The following is a 16,334-nucleotide window of genomic DNA, read 5'->3' as shown; positions in this document are numbered from 1 at the left end:
ACTCGCAGAATCAACTGACGGATTGCGACCTCGCAAAACTGTCCGAGAACTCTATCTATCTTAGAAGCGACCGGGGTCGCCTGGAGAAGAACATATGGCAACGAAGGTTAAGGAAAACGAAGAAGCCGAAGTCGAGCGCGAAGGTGCCGCCGACGGTCCGCTTCTCGACCTTTCTGACGATGCTGTCAAGAAGATGATCAAACTCGCGAAGAAGCGCGGCTACGTCACGATGGACGAGCTGAATGCCGTGCTGCCTTCTGAGGAAGTGACATCCGAACAGATCGAAGACACGATGTCGATGCTTTCAGACATGGGCATCAACGTCGTTGAAGACGACGAGCAGGACAACGACCGCGAAGACAACAGCGACGACGACTCGGAAGAGGGCGGCGATCTGGTCGAAGCCGGAGGCACGGCTGTTGCCACCACCACGACCAAGAAAGAGCCGACCGACCGTACCGACGATCCGGTGCGCATGTATCTGCGCGAAATGGGTTCGGTCGAGCTTCTGTCGCGTGAAGGCGAAATCGCCATTGCAAAGCGCATCGAGGCCGGTCGTGAAACCATGATCGCCGGGCTTTGCGAAAGCCCGCTGACCTTCCAGGCGATCATCATCTGGCGCGACCAGTTGAATGATTCCAACATCCTGCTGCGCGAAATCATCGATCTCGAAACCACCTATGCCGGTCCGGAAGCCAAGCAGGCCCCGGTGATCGAGCGGGTGGAAGAGGACAAGCCGCGCGATGACAAGCCTCAGCGCCGTTCGCGTGACGACGACGACATTACCAATGTCGGCGGCGACATGCCGGTTGAAGAGGAAGAAGAAGACGAGGACGAAGCAAACCTGTCGCTGGCGGCCATGGAAGCCGAACTGCGCCCGCAGGTCATGGAAACGCTCGATCTCATCGCCGACACCTACAAGAAGCTGCGCAAGCTGCAGGACCAGCAGGTCGAGGGCCGTCTGGCCGCGACCGGCGAACTGTCGTCAAGCCAGGAGCGCCGCTACAAGGAACTCAAGGATCAGCTCATCAAGGCAGTGAAGTCGCTGTCGCTGAACCAGAACCGTATCGAACAGCTTGTCGAGCAGCTTTACGACATCAACAAGCGTCTGGTGCAGAACGAAGGCAAGCTCCTGCGTCTGGCCGAATCCTTCGGCGTGCGCCGCGAGGAGTTCCTGAAGGAATATCAGGGCCACGAACTGGACCCGAAATGGGTCGAGCGCGTCAGCACGCTTTCGGCGCGCGGCTGGAAGGAATTCGCAGCCAAGGAAGAACGCACCATCGATCGCTTGCGTTCGGAAATCCAGATGCTGGCGACCGAAACCGCGATTTCGATCGGTGAATTCCGCCGCATCGTCAATCAGGTGCAGAAGGGCGAACGCGAAGCGACCATCGCCAAGAAGGAAATGGTGGAAGCCAACCTTCGCCTCGTTATCTCGATTGCCAAGAAGTACACGAACCGCGGCTTGCAGTTCCTCGATCTCATCCAGGAAGGCAATATCGGCCTGATGAAGGCTGTCGACAAGTTCGAGTATCGCCGCGGCTACAAGTTCTCGACCTATGCGACATGGTGGATCCGTCAGGCGATCACCCGCTCGATTGCCGATCAGGCGCGCACCATCCGCATCCCGGTGCACATGATCGAAACGATCAATAAGATCGTTCGTACATCGCGCCAGATGCTGCATGAGATCGGTCGCGAGCCGACGCCGGAAGAACTGGCCGAAAAGCTCGCCATGCCGCTTGAAAAAGTGCGCAAGGTCTTGAAGATCGCCAAGGAACCGATCTCGCTCGAAACGCCGGTCGGCGACGAGGAAGATTCACATCTGGGCGATTTCATCGAGGACAAGAACGCGCTTCTGCCAATCGATGCGGCCATTCAGGCCAATCTGCGCGATACGACGACCCGTGTTCTGGCTTCGCTGACGCCGCGTGAAGAACGTGTTCTGCGCATGCGTTTCGGCATTGGCATGAACACTGACCACACGCTGGAAGAAGTTGGCCAGCAGTTCTCGGTTACCCGTGAACGTATCCGCCAGATCGAAGCCAAGGCGCTGCGCAAGCTGAAGCATCCAAGCCGTTCGCGCAAGCTGCGTTCGTTCTTGGACAGCTAAGCTTGGACAGCCAAACGATACGGGAAGGGGAGGCGATATGTCCTTTTTGAAGCGTCTTTTTGGTGGAGGCTCCGCCTCTGAAACGCCAGCGGAGCCGAAAGAGGCTGGTCGCCTTGAGCATAAGGACTTTCTTATCATTGCCACGCCCTATAGCGAGGGCGGGCAGTATCAGGTCTGCGGCGTCATTTCCAAGTCGATTGACGGTGAAGTGAAGGAATATCGCTTTGTTCGTGCCGACCGTTGCCCCGGTATCGAAGATGCCGCCAGCATTGCGCTGAACAAGGGGCGACAGATCGTGGACGAACAGGGCGAGGCCATTTTTCGCTGACCGCCTGCAAGAAGATTGACAAAGCCGCGCACGTAAAATGCGCGGCTTTTTCGATTGAAGTTCAGTGCGGATGGCACACCATGGCGACCAGTCTGCGCACGATGGGCAGAATGGCGAGGAGCACCGGAAACGCGACCACCCATGAAAGAGCCCAGGCGCCCATCCAGCTCGACGCGAGATCGGGATGGGTAAAGCCAAGGCTTTTGGCGGTCGCAATCAGCGACACGATGAATGTCATCATGATCGAGAGGATGAAAGGCATCACAATGGATGCATAGCGAGCGGGCAGCTTCCTGCGGCGTGCGCATTCAAACCGAGACATATGTATTCCTGAATATTATGCTGGGAACGCAACGAACATCAACGTGATTGCCGTTCCCGGCGGGATCGACGCGTTGCCTGACGTAAGACGCTTACGGTCATGATGATGACGCTGTTTGATTAGCCTGTCCGTGAGCCGATTTCAACCGTTCAGAATGGCGGCGATTTGTCCATGCCATTCCCGACACAATTCCATTATACGCTGCATCATGAACGACAAACCATTCTGGCGCACCAAGACCCTGAACCAGCTTACCCGCAGCGAGTGGGAAAGCCTGTGTGACGGTTGCGGCCAATGCTGCCTGCATAAATTGCAGGACGAGGACACCGACGAGATTTACTGGACGAGCGTCGCCTGCACGCTGCTCAATGCCGAAACGTGCCAGTGTCGCGACTATCCCAACCGGAAAAAGACAGTGCCGGACTGCGTGTTCCTGACGCCGGAAATCGTCGATGAAGTGGACTGGCTGCCTGTGACATGCGCCTACCGTCTGGTCGCGGAAGGTTCGGACCTGTACTGGTGGCACCCGCTTGTTTCGGGTTCACCCGAAACCGTGCATGAAGCGGGTGTCTCTGTTCGCGGCAAGGTGACGGCCTTCGATCATGATATGGAAGATGACGACGATTATCTCGATCATATGGTGATGCCGGGCGAGCGATGACGGCTGGCCTGTGTTTTTCAAACATTGCTTAAATTTAATCCGCGACCGGGACAGTGCGACGCGGTTTTTTGCATTGCCATAACGTATTGAATTTATTTGTTTTATAGGGATGCGATGCGGATGTGTCTTCCGCTTCACGGTAAGCTGAACGGCACATGAATGATGGCTTTTCATTCTGTTCATCTATTGCGGGCTAATTCTCGGGTGTCTCAGGCAAGCCCTGGAAGCAAATCGAAAGAGGTTCAATGATGTCTGCAATTTCGCTCAAGTCGTTCGTCGTAACCGCCGCTCTTGGCGTTGCCGCCATCTTCACGACGGCAGCTACGGCCGGCGCCGCATCGCCGGTCGCCGTTCCCGCTGTCGCCACGTCGGCAAGCTCTGCCATCGTGAACGTCGACTATCGGGGGCATCGCCATGGCCGCCCGGTCTATCGCGGCCCTGCCTGCTCGGTTGAAGGCGCCAAGATGAAGGCCAACCGCATGGGCATCCGCAATGCGCGCGTCGCCTATCGCGGCAAGTCGGTTCAGGTTCGCGGCTTCCGCCATGGTCGCCCCGCCGGGGTCGTCTTCGCAAATGTGCGCGGCTGCCCGATCATTCGCTAAACCCGGTTTGAGTTTGAAAAGCCCCGGCCTGAGCAGTCAGGCCGGGGCTTTTCTTTGCCGACAGGTAAAGAAAAGGGGCGCCGGTGCGCCCCTTTGATCTTGCCAGTTGAGTTGTCGTTATTCCTTGATTTCGAAAACAACGTTGACCGAAACGTTGTAGCTGTTTTCGCCCGCTGCGACAGGCACGGCATCTTCCGGCGTTGCGCTGGCCATGGTTTTGAACTGGGCACGAGCGATCGGCATCGGCATTGGCGGGCGGCTTTGTTCGTTGATCTCGACGACGCGACCGATACCTACACCGGCAGCATCGGCAAGCGTCTTCGCCTTGGCGATTGCGTCGGCAACGGCACGTTTGCGCGCTTCATTGATCGTGGCGGACGGGTTGTCGTTGACGAAGCTCAGATCGCCGCCCTGATTGACGCCGAGCGTCACGGATTCATCAAGTACGTTGCCGACCTTGGCCAGATCGCGGACGCGCACCGTCAGGCTGTTCGAGACCGTATAGCCGGTGATGCTGGGCTCTTTCAGGCCATTCTTGTCGTCCGGGTAGACGTAGCGCGGCTGGATGTTGATGCCGCCGGTCTGAAGGTCGCGGTCTTCAATGCCCGCCTTCTTCATGGCTTCGAGCACCTTTGCCATGGCCTCGTTGTTGGCGGTCATCGCTTCGCGGGCGGTCTTCGCCTCGCGCAGCACGGAGAGATTGAGGATGGCCATGTCGGGCGAGGCGGTCATGGTGCCTTCGCCGGTCACGGCGATACGCGCAGGCTGCTTCGTCATCTGATTCTCCTGTGCCAGAGCCGGCAGGGTCAGCGCGCCTGCGAGCATGATTGCAGAAAAGGAGGTTGCAAGAAGAGTGGTAGCGCGGTTGTTCATAAAATCTCCTGTAGAGAAAGTTGAGGCAGCTTTGGCAGAGCAGGCCGTGCCGGAAGGGCTGGCCGCTTTGTCTTTGAAATCATTTATTTCTTGAGTTCCCTCTCATGCGTGGAGCCGACGATATCAGATTCGAGTTGCGCGCCAAATGCAACCTCCGGTTAAAACAGCGGAAGTGCTAGGAGCCGCTCTAAGTATTTGTTTCGTCGCATGTCTTCATCCCGAAACCGGTGCCCACTTTCGAGAGACATGCTCCCGGTTGCATGCATCGCAACTGAATATGTGCGCATTAGGGCAACTGATGCATTTGACAGCTTGTGTCCCGGCTTTCTTTAGGGTAGGGCAAGGATGCGTGGGGCCTGTAGCTCAATTGGTTAGAGCCGGCGGCTCATAACCGCTTGGTTGGGGGTTCGAGTCCCTCCGGGCCCACCATTTTCCTCTCAGCAGTTTTTAGCGACAGAAATTCCTGTCCGAACGCGCGCTTTCCGTGGCGTGTCCGCTGCAAAAATTCGATCTCCGATAAGTCAGTTTCGACAGGATCGGCCTTGGCAACAATCGCACATGAAAAACAGCCGCCTGTTCCAACAGGTCGGTGGTGCTGGCCTCACTACAAAGTTTCAACAAATTTTAGCGGTTCGTTAAGAAAATAGTAACGCAATGAAACAATTTTTTAAGTGACGTGAACTGGCAACAAATTGGAGGTTTTTGGCGATGAGAAAAAATGCAACCACCGTTGCGCTGGCACTAGCGGGGTTGGTGGCGAGTTCTCTCGCGGCTTCAGCGAAGACGAGTTATCTGGGTGAATTTCGGGATTGGGGTGTTTACCAGAACACCGAGCTTGCGGGAAACAAGTGCTATGCTTTGACCGTGCCGATTAATTTTCATCCTGCCGGCGTGCGGCATGGCGATAATTTTGTGATTATTTCCAAGGCGGATGGACAATACAGCCCCCAATTGGTGATGGGATATCAGTTGAAGGCCGATAGCGCAGTCAATGTGGTGGTTGATGGCGCGCGCTTCCCGTTTTTCAGCGAGGGCAATCGCGCCTGGGCGGAAAATGTCGCCGATGAGGCGAAGCTGATACGTGCAATGCGCGCGGGTAAGACGCTCAATGTGCAGGCGACATCGGCGCGGGGCACACAGACCCGCTACACGTTTTCTCTGATGGGGCTGTCAGCCTCCTTGCAGCGCGTGGATAGCTGCCGGTAATGCCGAAAAAGCCCTGCCGGCTGGCAGGGCTTTGACTTGAAATGTCCGGCCTCAGGAAAGCCAGGTCTGACGATTGTACCAATCGTCCAGCTCCGACCGAACACGGTCCTTCTCAATGCCGTAGCGTTCCTGGATCTTACCTTCCAACTGCTCGCGCCGGCCGTTGATTTGATCAAGATCGTCATCGGTGAGCTTGCCCCACTGTTCCTTGATCTTGCCCTTGGCCTGTTTCCAGTTTCCTTCAACGCGATTCCAGTCCATTGGTCGTTCCTCCGTTCCGGGTTGGTTATGGTTAACTAACGCAACGGACCACGATTGGTTCAGTAAAAAATTGCGCAATCCGCTCAGAGACCGAGAAACTGGAAGGGCTCGCTTTCCTTGAACATGTCGTTGACGACGCCATTGAAGGTGTTGGTCTGGTTGACGCCAAGGTCGAGTTTCTTCACCTTGCCGCTCTCCGGTGAAAAGTCGATTTTCTTCAGATCGACCCAGAAGACATTCGGTGTCAAAGCAGATTCAAAGAAGTAAAGCTTGCGCTTCTGGTCAGCTACCGTTCGCCAGCGCGTCGAGGAAATGTTGGGCTGGTCAGGCGTCGTCAGGCCAAAAGGAACGGATGTGTTTCGGATAACACTGAACACGCTGGCAATCGACTTGACCGGATCTTCGGTTTTCGGGACGGCGTTTACGTAGAACGATGCGCGTGCAAAACGGTCGGCAGCGCGATTTGTGCCCGGCAGCATCACGGTGCCGCCAATCTGGGTCCAGTAGGCGTTGAGTGCCAGCTGTTCGTCATAAACCGGCGAGTTGGTCATCACCTGATATTGCCTGCCATGATGGATAACCTGCTTGCCTTCGATATATTCAATGACCGCGCTGTCGCCGCTCGAATCGGAAATGGCCAGATGCAGCGTCGCCAGCCGGTCTTCGCCGGGGACTTTGTCCGTCACGATTGTAAAGGGATCGCTGCGCAGCTTCTGGACCGCCTCGTCGACGGTTGCGAAGTTGTCGAGTACATATTGCGCCCATGCGGCGATGGTGAGGCCCGGCGTGGTGCCGTCATATTTGGGATATTCGGATTCGACCAGCCACAGCGCGCCAACGGAAAGTCCTGCTTCGTTCAGGCCGTCGGTAGTGGAAATGTCGTAACCGGAGGCGATAACGCTGCCATATTTGGACGTCCACTGGAGCGAATTCTTGCCCGCCTCGCCGGAGCGTTTCATGCCGCGCGGAAAGATCCAGAGATTGGTTGCGACATCCACTTTCCAATCCATGGATCGGGCGGTCATCACCTGATCGTTGGCCCCATGATAAACGAAACGCGTACATGCTTCGGCAACCGGTGCGGCGAGCATGCTGCCTGCAACGAGCGCTGCGATGCAGGTGCTGGAAAAAGACCGCTTCGAAATCGGCATGAATAGTCCCCTCTGTGATGCCCGTAATCTTACGGGCAGAACGCCCGTTGGCCGTCGGGCGAATGCCCTTCGCAACGCGATATAAGGCAGCGATTGCTGTTGGGAAGACAGGTGCACCGGCAATAAAGCGCGTTTTTATTTAATCTTGTCAGATCAGCGCTAAAAAGCCTTTTACTTGAAGCATATTCTTATCGATCCTCGTTTCACTCCGGTCGGAGTATACTCTAACGCTCTCCCATATATCCGCGCTGTTTCCATTGCTGCAATGGCATGACGTCCGGCGGCCCTCCGCCTGCCTCGTACCAGGAGTCGACGGCCCAGCGCTGGCCTTGCCGGTCTTCGATAACCGCTGTCCAGTGCGGGTAACGACCGTCAATGAAAGCGCCGCGGGATGCGCGCCGGGCGACCGTGTGATGTTTCAGCCACCCGCGTGATTGCAGATAGCGCAGGAAGTTGTCGGTATTGGTCGATTCATCGATGCAATCCATCTGGCCCCGGATGCGGGCCTTGCCGAACTGCATTCTCGGCTTGTCGCGGATGCCGATGGTCGCGGTGCTGCGCTGTTCGAAGATGGCCACTGCGGCCCGCAATGCCTTGCGCTCGCCGTCTGCACTTCGGTTACCGTTCTGCAGCAGATTGCGGATGCGCTGTTCGTCCTTTGCGCTCAGCGTAACCTTGGTCCGGTAATGGCATTCGTAACCGTGGCAGACGCTGAAGGTCTGTGCCGAAGCCGGTCCGCCAGGGAACGCCAGACCTATGAGGATGCCTGTACCCAGCAGTTTTATCAAATCGCCGCTCCGTATCCGGTTGACCGAATTTCCGTGCAATTTCAGCAAGATAAAATAGACCGAATCTCCCGATATTCTAGCGATGCTTATGGCTTGTGAAAAGCAGGGAGGGCTCCAGGCGCTCCAGCCCCTGATAGGGATTGGCATGGATTGCCAGAATCCAGAGACAGAACGAGGCCGTCAGTGAGTAGATGACGAGCGCTTTCACGCCTGCCCGCACGCGGTCGGCGTGAGTTGCGGCGATGGTTATCGCGGTCAGAAATGTGAGCGAAAGCACAAGATACCATTTGTAATAGTCGATCGAGGTCGATCCGACCGCCAGACGGGTATTGCGGGCATCCTGCAATTCATCGAAGTCGTTGATGAGCTGGGAGATGACGGGCGAGGGGACATCGGTGCGCGCAAGATTGATGATCTCGCGCCTTATGTCCTGCAGTGCGGTTTCGACGGAACCGGCGGGCTCGACATTGATCTTGTCGCGCCATTCATCGTCGATCACCGCGCGGCGATAGCCGGTGAGGGCGGTTGTAAGGGCAGGCGCGGCCAATATCTCCGCATTGGAGGTTCCGATCAGGCGGGAAATCGCCGAGCGTTCTTCACTGACAGCCTGATCGGCCCGGGAATTGACGCTCCATATATCGGCCGCGACAAAGCCGAGCGATAAAGCCCAGGCCGTGGCGATAGTGCCGATGAAGGCACCGATCGGAATTGACAAAGCGTCACTGGCTGCGTGTTTTGACAGCATGTCCAGTGCGAAACGCCCGACCCCATAGAACACAATTCCGAGTACGGCGAAGGCTACAAATGACAGGTAAATCGGCAGCTCGAAGATAAAGGTCATTCTTCCCCACTTGGAGCGCTGCCGGTCGATCGGGATCGCTCTCACCTGTTGTTCTGCCGCATATCTTTCATCAAAGCCGCTTTCGGCTGCGCTCTGATATCGGCTTGTTGGCAGCTAATATTAGGGAGAAGTGTTGAATTTTACTTAGAGCATTTCCAGCAAAAGTGTGAAACGGTTTTGCGTTCGGAAACTCGGCTAAAACAGGAACTGCCCCAATAGAAAAACCCGCCGGTTGAGCCGGCGGGCTGAGCAGGTGAAATTCGAATTTGCCGGGGTCAGAACGAGACGGAAAAGCCGACAACAGGCCCATGCTGGGTCACGTCATACTTGAACTTCGAAACCGTATCGTTGTCCTTGTAATCCTGGTAGAGCGCACGATAACCAACGCGGAATGTTGTCGGCACATCGAAAACCAGCGTGCGATAGCCCAGATAGATCTGGCCGTTGGCGCTGAGTTTGGTTCCGGCTCCGAAGCCGCCGATATCGGCTTCCGCGAAAATGTTCCACCGGTCATTGATATCGTAGAAGACGCGGGTGCCCACGAACGGGTCAGTCCATTCCACCTTGCGCGAACCGCTGAAACGCCCGACTTCCAGTCCCGCTTCCAGCTTTGTCCAGCGCACGCCGATTGTCGGTTCAATCGCGAAAACACGCTGGTTTCCGAAAAGCGTTGTTCCTTCGAGTTGCTGTTCATAAATACGGTAGTACGCGCCGCCCGACAGGCTTGTCGTTGTGATGTCAAGCGACAGCTCGTTGTCGCGGAGGTTCTCCTCCTGGCTGGTTTTCACGTACTGCCCGTCGATGAAAAAGCCGAACGTACCGTTGGAAATATCAACATTGCCCATCAGGCCCATATCGAGATTGTCGAAAATCTCACTGAACGGCATATGGACATCGGTGCTGCGGCCCAGCAATCCGGCGCTGCCATTCAGCGAGGCGCCCCAAAGATAAGGGCTGACGACCACCCGCCAGCGCTGCTGATCCTGAATTTCTGGTTGTGGCGCCACGGCATCGGCGGCAAGGGATGCTATTGATGAACCTATTAAAACAGTTGTTGCTAATATAATATTTCTGGAAAATTTTGACAGTAAATTCCCGTTCTGGTTACGTGATCTTCCGCGTTTCACTGAAAAAACCCCTCGATTATGTATTAGCATTTCTGATAATACATCGGACTCAAATCTTTCTCCATATATATGTTAATCGTTTTGAGAAATAAAACGAAAATTCTTGCCAGTACTGACGTTTATTCTGTGGATTTTCAGCGGGTGTCGCAATTTATTGGCTGCAGGACAGTACGGCGCTCCTCCGCGATTGCCGCCGGAATCTATCAGCGGCAATACGCTTCTCCCCATTTCGCGAGCTAGTGATGGCTGGAATTGCTTTTCCCGGCGCTGTTGATAATGATTTCGAGAAGCCAGGGCCGGTGGTCAATAATTTCGGTCAGTTCCTGCAGGCCGATCTGCGAGCCGGCTTCCTTCAGCAGCGCGTTGGCGTCAGAGGCCGATCCGTTCTTGCCTTCGAGCGCCACGCGGTGCGCTCGGCGGATAAGCAGTTCGGGTTGTGTAAAGCTGCTCTCGGCCAGTCTTTTCTCGATTCGGCGCTGTAGCTCTTCCGGAGCAATCATCTGCTGAGTTCCTTCGTTCCTGTAAAAGTGCGCAGCCATTGCTGACTGCAATCCGCACCCGGAATCTATGTTGAGATCAAGTTTTTACCACGCGACAATTCGTACAAAACGATCACGTCGAGAGGACTTTACTGCCAAAGGGATGCGGGAGAGGGCGGATTCGTCCGACTTTAGTATCACAGAATAGTAACGAAATATTTCAGCACATCAAATCCGCAAAATTGCCAATTTATTGCCACGCTTTCTCTTGTTTGCATCTGGCCTGCTACTTACATAGCCGATACGCCTTGGCGGGAAGAGCAGTGGTCAGGCAGAACGGATGCGGCAAGCGAATTTCGCTTCGCGGGTTCGTTTTGCGGCGTCCGCTGCCGGTTTCCGTTTGATAACAATAATAATCCGATGGTTTGCAATGGCCACTCTTCGTTATTTCATCTGGCCCATGGTTTTCACCGTATTGGGTCTCGCTGGTGCCGTCTGGCTTGGTTACGAATTGACCGGCACTTTTGGGGGAATGGTCTCCGTCTTCATCATCTGTGCAGTTTTGAGCGTTCTCGAAATCTCGCTTTCCTTCGATAACGCCATCGTCAATGCGCGCATTCTGCGTGACATGACGCCGGAATGGCAGCACCGCTTCCTGACCTGGGGCATTATCATCGCCGTTTTCGGCATGCGCATCATTTTTCCGCTGGCCATCGTCGCGGTTGCCATGTGGACCGATCCGATCTCGGCACTGAAACTCGCCATCTGGCAGCCCGATGAGTATGCCCGCGTGATCTCGGAATCGCATACCGGCATCGCGGCCTTCGGCGGCACATTCCTGCTCATGGTCGGCATGAAGTACTTCTTCGATGTCGAAAAGGATGTGCACTGGATCAAGGCCATCGAAAGCCGCATGTCGAAGTTCGCCTCCGTGCAAGGGGTGGAAATCGGCGTCGCAATCGCGCTGATCATCTTCTTCTCCTATCAGCTTGATGCCGAGCATTCGCACACGTTCCTCATCGCGGCCCTATTCGGTCTTCTGACCTTCCTTGCCGTTGAAGGACTTGGCGAGGTCCTGGACGCGACGCAGGAGCAGATGGACATGGTGCATCGCGGCGGCCTTGGCGCTTTCATTTATCTGGAAGTGCTCGATGCCAGCTTCTCGTTCGACGGGGTTATCGGCGCGTTCGCATTGACCACGAACCTGTTCATCATCGCCATCGGTCTTGGTATCGGCGCCTTCTATGTGCGCTCGCTCACCATCATGCTTGTCGAGCGCAAGACGCTCGGCCAGTACCGCTATCTCGAGCATGGCGCTTTTTATGCGATCCTGGTTCTGGCGGTCATCATGTATGTCCAGACGCTGGTGCATATTCCCGAAGTCATCACCGGCCTTATCGGCGCGGCCCTGATCGGTCTCTCTTTCATGTCGTCGCTACGCTACAACCGGCTCAATCCGAACTGGCAGGAAGAAGCCGAAGAGGCCCCGGGGCATTAGCCTATATTGTGTAGTTTGAAAAAAAGGGGTCGCTCATGCGGCCCCTTTTTTGTTGGGCTTGACCGAATCGCCGGAGTTGAAGACCATTTATGAATGCGATGGATTTCGCAACTTGCCGTAGTCGTGTCGATGCAGCGATGCGGTTTTTACAGGGGGAGGGGACGTTTCCATGGTCGTTACACGGTTGAGCAAGATCGCTTTCGTGGCGGCAATAGCTTTTTTCGCAACGCTGGTTTCGTTCGGCAATATCACCGATTACGACACCAATTTTGCCTTCGTGCAGCACGTTCTGATGATGGACACGATCTTTCCCGACGCCACGACGAAGTACCGTGCCATCGATAATCCGATGCTGCACAACGCCGCCTATCTTCTGATCATCGCGGCGGAAACGCTGACTGCAATCCTGTGCTGGATCGGAGCTGTTGCCATGCTTGGCCGCCTGACCGACCGGGCGGCGAGCTTCAACCGCTCCAAGAAATGGGCCATTGCCGGTCTGTCGCTCGGTTTTCTGGTCTGGCAGGTGGGCTTCATGTCCGTTGGTGGAGAATGGTTCGGCATGTGGATGTCGCAAACCTGGAACGGGATCGAATCTGCGTTCCGGTTCTTCATCACCATCATTGCCGTACTTATCTTCGTGGCGATGCCTGACGGCGAACTAGATTAAGTGTGATGCTGAAACAGGCTCGTCGATCAGTTCGACGCCAGCCTGTTTCATCCTTTCCAGCATGATGTCCATTGAACCGTTGAGGTCGATGCCGCGGCAGGCATCGAGACGGACGCGGACCTGAAAGCCCTGGGCCACGGCATCGAGCGCCGAATAGGCGACGCAGAAATCGGTAGCGAGGCCCACCAGGGTGAGCGAGCCGATATTGCGTTCGCGCAAATATCCGCCAAGGCCGGTCGGCGTTTTATGATCGTTTTCGAAGAATGCGGAATAGCTGTCTATGCCGACGCGAAAGCCCTTGCGGATGATGATCTGCGCCCGCGTCCATTGCAGGGCGGGGTGGAAATCCGCGCCGCGGCTGCCTTGCACGCAATGGTCGGGCCACAGCGTCTGCGGGCCGTAGGCCATTTCCACCGTATCGAATGGCATGGCGCGAGGGTGGGATGAGGCGAAGCTTGAATGGTTGGCCGGGTGCCAGTCCTGCGTGAGGATGACGTTCTCGCTTTCCTCGATCAGCCGGTTGACGGTGGGAATGATTTCATCGCCGCGATCAACCGCCAGCGAACCGCCGGGGCAGAAATCATTCTGGACGTCGATAACCACAAGTGCATGACCGATCATGAAGCGCTCCCGCTTGGTTTGCTCTACGGTCGACTATAGCCAGAGAGGTTTTGCGAGGCCAGCAATAAGCCGCGTTCTGGTATAACATCGGCAAGGGTGCTACGGACGACCCAAACCAGTCCCAACAGGAAATCATCATGACAGATGTAATCGTCCGCGACAGCAATGGCACCCAGTTGAATGACGGCGATTCCGTCACGCTCATCAAGGACCTGAAGGTCAAGGGAACCTCCACGACATTGAAGCGGGGAACGCTGGTCAAGGGCATTCGCCTGACCGGAAACCCGGCGGAAGTCGATTGCAGCACCAAGCAGGTCAAGGGATTGGTGCTGCGAACTGAGTTTCTGAAGAAAGCCTGAGAGCCTGTTCCAAAAGTCGCCCTGTGTAACTACAAGGTCAGGCGTCGATCTCCACGCGACCGCGCGGGCGGCTGCAGCAGGCGAGGATATAGCCTTCCGCGATCTCGTCATCGCGTATGCCGCCATTGTGATTCATTTCGGTCTCACCGCCGAGGCACTTCACCTTGCAGGTGCCGCAGATGCCAAACTCGCAGGCGCTTGGAATCTTGAGCCCGCCATTGCGTGCCGCAAGCAGGATCGTATCGTTTTCGGTGCATTCGACTTCGACACCTGAAAGGCTGAAGACGACGCTGGCGGAAGCCACCGCCGGAGCGGCGGGTGCTGGCGAAGCCGCCTCGGAGAGCGTGGAAGGCACTGGAACCGACGAAATCTCGCTGGCCGGATTAAAGCTTTCCTGATGGTAGTTGGCCATGTTGAAGCCGGCATCTTCCAGCAGGCCGCGCACGCCGTTCATGAACGGCTCCGGCCCGCAGCAGAAGACGGTGCGATGCAGGAAATCCGGCGCCAGAAGTTCGAGCCGGGCGCGGTCGATGCGCCCGTGCAGGCCGGGCCAGACATGGCGTGCCGATGATTGCTCGACGATAAAGGCCAGCCGCATGGCTTCCATGCGTCCGGAAAGCAGTTCCAGCTCCCGGCGGAAAATGATGTCGTCCGGCGTGCGCGCGCAGTTGATAAAGGCGACGTCGGTTGCCGGGGCGCAGTCGAAAAGCCAGCGGGTCATGGAGACCATCGGCGTGATACCGGAACCGGCGGAGACGAAGAGGTATTTTTCGCCGGGATGGTTGGCGAGCGAGAAATCGCCATTCGGCCCGTAAGCCTTGATTTTCATCGGCGGACGCAGATTGTCGAGCATCCAGCGTGTGCCGATGCTGCCCTTCTGCGCCTTGACCGTGACAGAGATGTGGTAGGGACGGGAAGGGGTGGAGGACAGCGTATAGGTCCGCAGCACCGGCCCCAGGCCATCGGCCCGTTCAATCGGCAGTTCGAGGGTGACGAACTGGCCCGGCGTATAGCGGAACCAGTTGTCCTCGGCAGTCTTGAAGGAGAAGGTCATGACGTCTGGCGCTTCTTCGATGGCCGAGATGCATTCCAGCATCTGCAACCTGTCGTTCCACGGCAGCATCTCATCCAGATATTTCAGAGGCTGCATGGCCTTCTCACTTCTCGCTTCATATTACGGTATCAGGCGACGCGGCTAAGCTTTGCCGCTTCGCCACGCAGGCGCGGCGTCATGGTGTTGGTGTACCATTCGAGGAACTGCATCACGCCGCCTTCATGTTCGACCGAATACGGGCCGGGCTGATAAGCGGGCGAGCGAATGCCCACCGCGTTTTCCTCGACGATCTGCCGGTCCTGATCGTTGGTCTGTATCCATACATGGGTCAGTTCGTCGAGATTGTAATCCACGCCTTCGACAGCGTCCTTGTGAACGAGCCATTTTGTGGTGACAAGCGTTTCCTCGGCGCTGATCGGCAAGACGCGGAAGGAAATCGCGTGGTCGGCCATCAGATGGTTCCAGGTCGACGGATAGTTGAACAGCAGCATGGCGCCGATATTCGTGCCGCCAGCCACCTGCTCGCTCAATGGCTTCTTGACCGCTGCCTTGCCGGACATGGTGTAGCTCACCGCGTCGCGCAGAAGCGGAATGCGGGTGATGCGGTAACGGCCATCTTCCGACATGTTGAATTGTGCAGGCAGGCCGACGCTGGCGCAATTCTTCCAGAGCTGGTTGATTTCCGGGTCTTCCATGACGCCCTGCACGCCGGTTGCCGATGGCGCTTCCGGATAGGTGCGGCAGAGTTCGGGGTGGTTGGCAGCGCAGTGATAGCACTCGCGGTTGTTTTCCCAGACCAGCTTCCAGTTGCCCTTCTCGATGATCGAGCTTTCAAAGGCGACCTTCGCGTCCTTGATATTGTGCGGCGCGAGATAAGGTTCGACCAGATTGCGGAAGGCCGCGAAATCGGGCGCTTCATCGGCGACGCAGATATAGATATAGCCAGCCACGGTTTCGCAATGCACCGGCTTGAGGCCGTATTCCGCAGGCTTGAAGTCAGGGCCGACCTGACGCGCGAAGAGCAGGCGTCCGTCGAGCTCATAAGTCCACTGGTGATAGGGGCAGACGAGCTTTGCGGCCGTTCCCTTTTCGGCGGCGCAGATGCGCGAGCCGCGATGGCGGCAGGAATTGTGGAAAGCACGAATGCCGCCCTGCGTGTCGCGAACGATGACGACGGGATAAGCGCCGATCTGCACGGTCATGTAGGAACCGGTTTTCGGCAACTCGCAGTCGTGGCCGACAAACAGCCAGTCCTTGTAGAAAATGTTCTCCAGATCCTGCTTGTAATATTCAGGATCGGTGTAGAATTTCTGCTCCAGGCTGAAATTGGGGTCGCGCCCGGTCAACAGCCCCAGCATTTCGTTGCGAACGTCCATAGCCTCG

General features: G+C 56.5%; 19 protein-coding genes and 1 tRNA gene. 9 read left to right on the top strand and 11 right to left on the bottom strand.

What is annotated here, in order from left to right; all coding sequences use genetic code 11:
* Positions 1–94: 94 nt before the first annotated feature.
* Complete coding sequence (gene rpoD, locus F9K78_RS01050) at positions 95–2,113, top strand: RNA polymerase sigma factor RpoD (RefSeq protein WP_121982799.1); 2,019 nt, start codon at positions 95–97, stop codon at positions 2,111–2,113.
* 37 nt (positions 2,114–2,150) lie between these two features.
* The gene (locus F9K78_RS01045; RefSeq protein ID WP_000008939.1) at positions 2,151–2,441 is read left to right on the top strand and encodes an HlyU family transcriptional regulator; all 291 of its coding nucleotides are present in this window, start codon (positions 2,151–2,153) and stop codon (positions 2,439–2,441) included.
* Between the two features lie 61 nt (positions 2,442–2,502).
* Here the strand turns inward: F9K78_RS01045 and F9K78_RS01040 are convergent, their stop codons facing one another.
* Positions 2,503–2,763 (bottom strand): DUF2798 domain-containing protein, encoded by a 261-nt coding sequence (locus F9K78_RS01040; protein WP_121982800.1) that lies wholly within the window; start codon positions 2,761–2,763, stop codon positions 2,503–2,505.
* A gap of 208 nt (positions 2,764–2,971) precedes the next feature.
* Here F9K78_RS01040 and F9K78_RS01035 point away from each other — a divergent pair, with 208 nt between their 5' ends.
* Entirely contained in the window at positions 2,972–3,424 is a 453-nt protein-coding gene (locus tag F9K78_RS01035; RefSeq protein WP_121982801.1) for a YcgN family cysteine cluster protein, read from the top strand.
* Positions 3,425–3,672: 248 nt separating this feature from the next.
* Positions 3,673–4,026, top strand: a complete 354-nt coding sequence (locus F9K78_RS01030) for an antifreeze protein (protein WP_121982838.1) — start codon at positions 3,673–3,675, stop codon at positions 4,024–4,026.
* Between the two features lie 117 nt (positions 4,027–4,143).
* Here the strand turns inward: F9K78_RS01030 and F9K78_RS01025 are convergent, their stop codons facing one another.
* Positions 4,144–4,899 (bottom strand): SIMPL domain-containing protein, encoded by a 756-nt coding sequence (locus F9K78_RS01025; protein ID WP_121986006.1) that lies wholly within the window; start codon positions 4,897–4,899, stop codon positions 4,144–4,146.
* Between the two features lie 352 nt (positions 4,900–5,251).
* On the opposite strand from F9K78_RS01025, the gene F9K78_RS01020 reads away from it, so the two are divergent.
* Positions 5,252–5,328, top strand: a tRNA-Ile gene (locus F9K78_RS01020).
* Between the two features lie 279 nt (positions 5,329–5,607).
* Positions 5,608–6,105: an invasion associated locus B family protein gene (locus F9K78_RS01015; protein ID WP_121982803.1), complete on the top strand. Its 498-nt coding sequence runs from the start codon at positions 5,608–5,610 to the stop codon at positions 6,103–6,105.
* Between the two features lie 51 nt (positions 6,106–6,156).
* Here F9K78_RS01015 and F9K78_RS01010 read toward each other — a convergent pair whose 3' ends face one another.
* From F9K78_RS01010 to F9K78_RS00985, 6 genes are all read right to left on the bottom strand, one after another.
* Positions 6,157–6,366 carry a CsbD family protein gene (locus tag F9K78_RS01010; protein ID WP_006467262.1) on the bottom strand — a complete coding sequence of 70 codons (210 nt, stop codon included), beginning with the start codon at positions 6,364–6,366 and terminating at the stop codon, positions 6,157–6,159.
* Between the two features lie 83 nt (positions 6,367–6,449).
* On the bottom strand, positions 6,450–7,517 hold the full coding sequence (locus tag F9K78_RS01005; protein ID WP_121986007.1) for a linear amide C-N hydrolase: 1,068 nt from the start codon (positions 7,515–7,517) through the stop codon (positions 6,450–6,452).
* Between the two features lie 224 nt (positions 7,518–7,741).
* Positions 7,742–8,302 (bottom strand): hypothetical protein, encoded by a 561-nt coding sequence (locus tag F9K78_RS01000; protein ID WP_121986044.1) that lies wholly within the window; start codon positions 8,300–8,302, stop codon positions 7,742–7,744.
* Positions 8,303–8,381: 79 nt separating this feature from the next.
* Positions 8,382–9,146 carry a bestrophin-like domain gene (locus F9K78_RS00995; protein ID WP_121982805.1) on the bottom strand — a complete coding sequence of 255 codons (765 nt, stop codon included), beginning with the start codon at positions 9,144–9,146 and terminating at the stop codon, positions 8,382–8,384.
* 275 nt (positions 9,147–9,421) lie between these two features.
* Complete coding sequence (locus tag F9K78_RS00990; RefSeq protein WP_121982806.1) at positions 9,422–10,273, bottom strand: porin family protein; 852 nt, start codon at positions 10,271–10,273, stop codon at positions 9,422–9,424.
* 236 nt (positions 10,274–10,509) lie between these two features.
* Complete coding sequence (locus F9K78_RS00985; protein WP_121982807.1) at positions 10,510–10,773, bottom strand: hypothetical protein; 264 nt, start codon at positions 10,771–10,773, stop codon at positions 10,510–10,512.
* A gap of 409 nt (positions 10,774–11,182) precedes the next feature.
* Here F9K78_RS00985 and F9K78_RS00980 point away from each other — a divergent pair, with 409 nt between their 5' ends.
* Together F9K78_RS00980 and F9K78_RS00975 are read left to right on the top strand one after the other, a co-directional pair.
* Complete coding sequence (locus F9K78_RS00980; protein ID WP_121986045.1) at positions 11,183–12,250, top strand: DUF475 domain-containing protein; 1,068 nt, start codon at positions 11,183–11,185, stop codon at positions 12,248–12,250.
* Between the two features lie 169 nt (positions 12,251–12,419).
* The gene (locus tag F9K78_RS00975; protein WP_121986009.1) at positions 12,420–12,917 is read left to right on the top strand and encodes a DUF2165 family protein; all 498 of its coding nucleotides are present in this window, start codon (positions 12,420–12,422) and stop codon (positions 12,915–12,917) included.
* Here F9K78_RS00975 and pncA read toward each other — a convergent pair.
* A complete protein-coding gene (pncA, locus tag F9K78_RS00970; protein WP_121986010.1) occupies positions 12,909–13,538 on the bottom strand; it encodes a bifunctional nicotinamidase/pyrazinamidase in 630 nt (209 codons plus the stop codon). The genes F9K78_RS00975 and pncA overlap by 9 nt on opposite strands.
* 137 nt (positions 13,539–13,675) lie before the next feature.
* Here pncA and F9K78_RS00965 point away from each other — a divergent pair, with 137 nt between their 5' ends.
* Entirely contained in the window at positions 13,676–13,897 is a 222-nt protein-coding gene (locus tag F9K78_RS00965) for an alkylphosphonate utilization protein (protein ID WP_006467255.1), read from the top strand.
* Between the two features lie 37 nt (positions 13,898–13,934).
* On the opposite strand, the gene F9K78_RS00960 is transcribed toward F9K78_RS00965, so the two are convergent.
* Positions 13,935–15,047, bottom strand: a complete 1,113-nt coding sequence (locus tag F9K78_RS00960; RefSeq protein WP_121982810.1) for an FAD-binding oxidoreductase — start codon at positions 15,045–15,047, stop codon at positions 13,935–13,937.
* A gap of 32 nt (positions 15,048–15,079) precedes the next feature.
* Entirely contained in the window at positions 15,080–16,327 is a 1,248-nt protein-coding gene (locus F9K78_RS00955; protein WP_121986011.1) for an aromatic ring-hydroxylating oxygenase subunit alpha, read from the bottom strand.
* Positions 16,328–16,334: the final 7 nt, after the last annotated feature.

It is taken from the genome of Brucella pseudintermedia (assembly GCF_008932435.1).
In the GTDB taxonomy this organism is placed as follows: domain Bacteria; phylum Pseudomonadota; class Alphaproteobacteria; order Rhizobiales; family Rhizobiaceae; genus Brucella; species Brucella pseudintermedia.
Note: the sequence above shows the minus strand (reverse complement) of the source record. Positions and strands in the feature narration are given on the sequence as shown.

Excerpts from the sequence above, each read along its gene's own strand:
- rpoD (WP_121982799.1), top strand. The coding sequence starts at position 95 with ATGGCAACGAAGGTTAAGGAAAACGAAGAAGCCGAAGTCGAGCGCGAA.
- F9K78_RS01045 (WP_000008939.1), top strand. The coding sequence starts at position 2,151 with ATGTCCTTTTTGAAGCGTCTTTTTGGTGGAGGCTCCGCCTCTGAAACG.
- F9K78_RS01040 (WP_121982800.1), bottom strand. The coding sequence starts at position 2,763 with ATGTCTCGGTTTGAATGCGCACGCCGCAGGAAGCTGCCCGCTCGCTAT.
- F9K78_RS01035 (WP_121982801.1), top strand. The coding sequence starts at position 2,972 with ATGAACGACAAACCATTCTGGCGCACCAAGACCCTGAACCAGCTTACC.
- F9K78_RS01030 (WP_121982838.1), top strand. The coding sequence starts at position 3,673 with ATGTCTGCAATTTCGCTCAAGTCGTTCGTCGTAACCGCCGCTCTTGGC.
- F9K78_RS01025 (WP_121986006.1), bottom strand. The coding sequence starts at position 4,899 with ATGAACAACCGCGCTACCACTCTTCTTGCAACCTCCTTTTCTGCAATC.
- F9K78_RS01015 (WP_121982803.1), top strand. The coding sequence starts at position 5,608 with ATGAGAAAAAATGCAACCACCGTTGCGCTGGCACTAGCGGGGTTGGTG.
- F9K78_RS01010 (WP_006467262.1), bottom strand. The coding sequence starts at position 6,366 with ATGGACTGGAATCGCGTTGAAGGAAACTGGAAACAGGCCAAGGGCAAG.
- F9K78_RS01005 (WP_121986007.1), bottom strand. The coding sequence starts at position 7,517 with ATGCCGATTTCGAAGCGGTCTTTTTCCAGCACCTGCATCGCAGCGCTC.
- F9K78_RS00995 (WP_121982805.1), bottom strand. The coding sequence starts at position 9,146 with ATGACCTTTATCTTCGAGCTGCCGATTTACCTGTCATTTGTAGCCTTC.
- F9K78_RS00985 (WP_121982807.1), bottom strand. The coding sequence starts at position 10,773 with ATGATTGCTCCGGAAGAGCTACAGCGCCGAATCGAGAAAAGACTGGCC.
- F9K78_RS00980 (WP_121986045.1), top strand. The coding sequence starts at position 11,183 with ATGGCCACTCTTCGTTATTTCATCTGGCCCATGGTTTTCACCGTATTG.
- F9K78_RS00975 (WP_121986009.1), top strand. The coding sequence starts at position 12,420 with ATGGTCGTTACACGGTTGAGCAAGATCGCTTTCGTGGCGGCAATAGCT.
- pncA (WP_121986010.1), bottom strand. The coding sequence starts at position 13,538 with ATGATCGGTCATGCACTTGTGGTTATCGACGTCCAGAATGATTTCTGC.
- F9K78_RS00965 (WP_006467255.1), top strand. The coding sequence starts at position 13,676 with ATGACAGATGTAATCGTCCGCGACAGCAATGGCACCCAGTTGAATGAC.
- F9K78_RS00960 (WP_121982810.1), bottom strand. The coding sequence starts at position 15,047 with ATGCAGCCTCTGAAATATCTGGATGAGATGCTGCCGTGGAACGACAGG.
- F9K78_RS00955 (WP_121986011.1), bottom strand. The coding sequence starts at position 16,327 with ATGGACGTTCGCAACGAAATGCTGGGGCTGTTGACCGGGCGCGACCCC.